Annotated in this window: 2 protein-coding genes; both read left to right on the top strand. The window is 61.4% G+C overall.

The window, feature by feature from the left end:
* A partial coding sequence (locus tag QM600_RS29385) for an enoyl-CoA hydratase-related protein (RefSeq protein ID WP_283265299.1) occupies positions 1-517 on the top strand: 517 nt, incomplete at its 5' end.
* Between the two features lie 243 nt (positions 518-760).
* Entirely contained in the window at positions 761-1,276 is a 516-nt protein-coding gene (locus QM600_RS29380) for an OsmC family protein (protein ID WP_283265298.1), read from the top strand.
* Positions 1,277-1,377: the final 101 nt, after the last annotated feature.

Below are 1,377 nucleotides of genomic sequence, written 5' to 3'. Positions count from 1 at the left end.
CCGCCGGCAACGCAACAAGCCCCTGATCGCTGCTGTCGAGGGGTACGCGCTCGGTGGCGGATTCGAGATCGCGTTGGCGTGCGATCTCATTGTCGCTTCTCGCACAGCACAATTCGGCCTCCCAGAAACTCGTCGCGGATTGGTTGCCACCTCCGGCGCACTCTTCCGCGCACCACGGGCACTGCCCGTCAACGTTGCGCGTGAACTCCTGATCACCGGCCGCACACTCGATCCCGAGCGCGCCTTGAATCTCGGCGTCGTCAATGCCGTCACCGAACCAGGCAAGGCGCTCGACGAAGCACTGGTTATGGCATCGGAAATCTGCGAATCCTCCCCCACCTCAGTGAGTCTGAGCTTGAAGTCCGTCAATGCTCTGTACACCGAAGGCGACACCCTGGGTTGGACTGTCACCGACACCGCCAGGGCTGCGATCCTGCGGTCACCCGACATCGCCGAAGGGCTCGACGCCTTCGCCAATCGCCGAACACCCAACTGGAGCGGCTTGTCTCCGCAGTAGTCGACCACGATTCGAGACAGGTTCCCTATAAGTCTGGTGGGAAAGGGTTCTCTCCAGCTACAGTCACTTCTGTGACGGGAACCGACGCATTTGAGACAGGCACGCTGCTGACGCGGCGTCGCCATGTCGATTTTGCGCACGTCTGTACATCCGGGTGTCCGACCTTCTGATCGGACCTACTTCCGTAAGCGCCGCTCACGGGAGATATTCGTATGTATACCCAGATCAGGGGCCACTTCTGTCATGACCACCGCTTCCATCTCGCACTTGAGTTCCGTCGTCGCTGCCAATGCCGATGCCATCGGCAAGGACGAGAGTAAAGCTCACGTCGTATTCACAGCGGCCGCGCAGGCGCACGACGCCGTCGCCAGCACAGTCACACTCGGTAAGTACAGCGTCGAGGTCGACGAGCCGCCTGCCCTCGGCGGCGAGAACACAGCAGCCAATCCCGTTGAGTACTACCTTGCATCGCTGCTCTCCTGCCAGGTGGTGACCTACCGCGTGTGGGCCGACAAGCTCGGCATCAAGCTCGACGACATCTCCGCTCGCGCGGAAGGCGACCTCGACGTCCGCGGCTTCTTCGGCTTCGACGACGCGGTCCGTCCGGGCTTTTCCCAGGTCCGGGTCGTCGTCACCCTCACCGGCCCGGAAGGCCGCGAGCGCTACCTCGAACTTCAGGAAGCAGTCGACGCGCATTGCCCTGTGCTCGATCTGACCCGCAATCCCGTTCCCGTGCATACAGTCATCGAAACTGCCTAGGCCACAACAAACCCCTTCACTACGGAGCAAATAATCATGAGCGAAAACTGGTCTTTCGAAACCAAACAGGTCCACGCCGGCCAAACCGCAGACACCGCCAC

Source organism: Rhodococcus sp. IEGM 1379, assembly GCF_030056815.1.
Lineage (GTDB): Bacteria > Actinomycetota > Actinomycetes > Mycobacteriales > Mycobacteriaceae > Rhodococcus_F.
The sequence above is the reverse complement of the archived record's forward strand: the minus strand, read 5'-3'. Positions and strand labels throughout refer to the sequence as shown.

Excerpts from the sequence above, each read along its gene's own strand:
- QM600_RS29380 (WP_283265298.1), top strand. The coding sequence starts at position 761 with ATGACCACCGCTTCCATCTCGCACTTGAGTTCCGTCGTCGCTGCCAAT.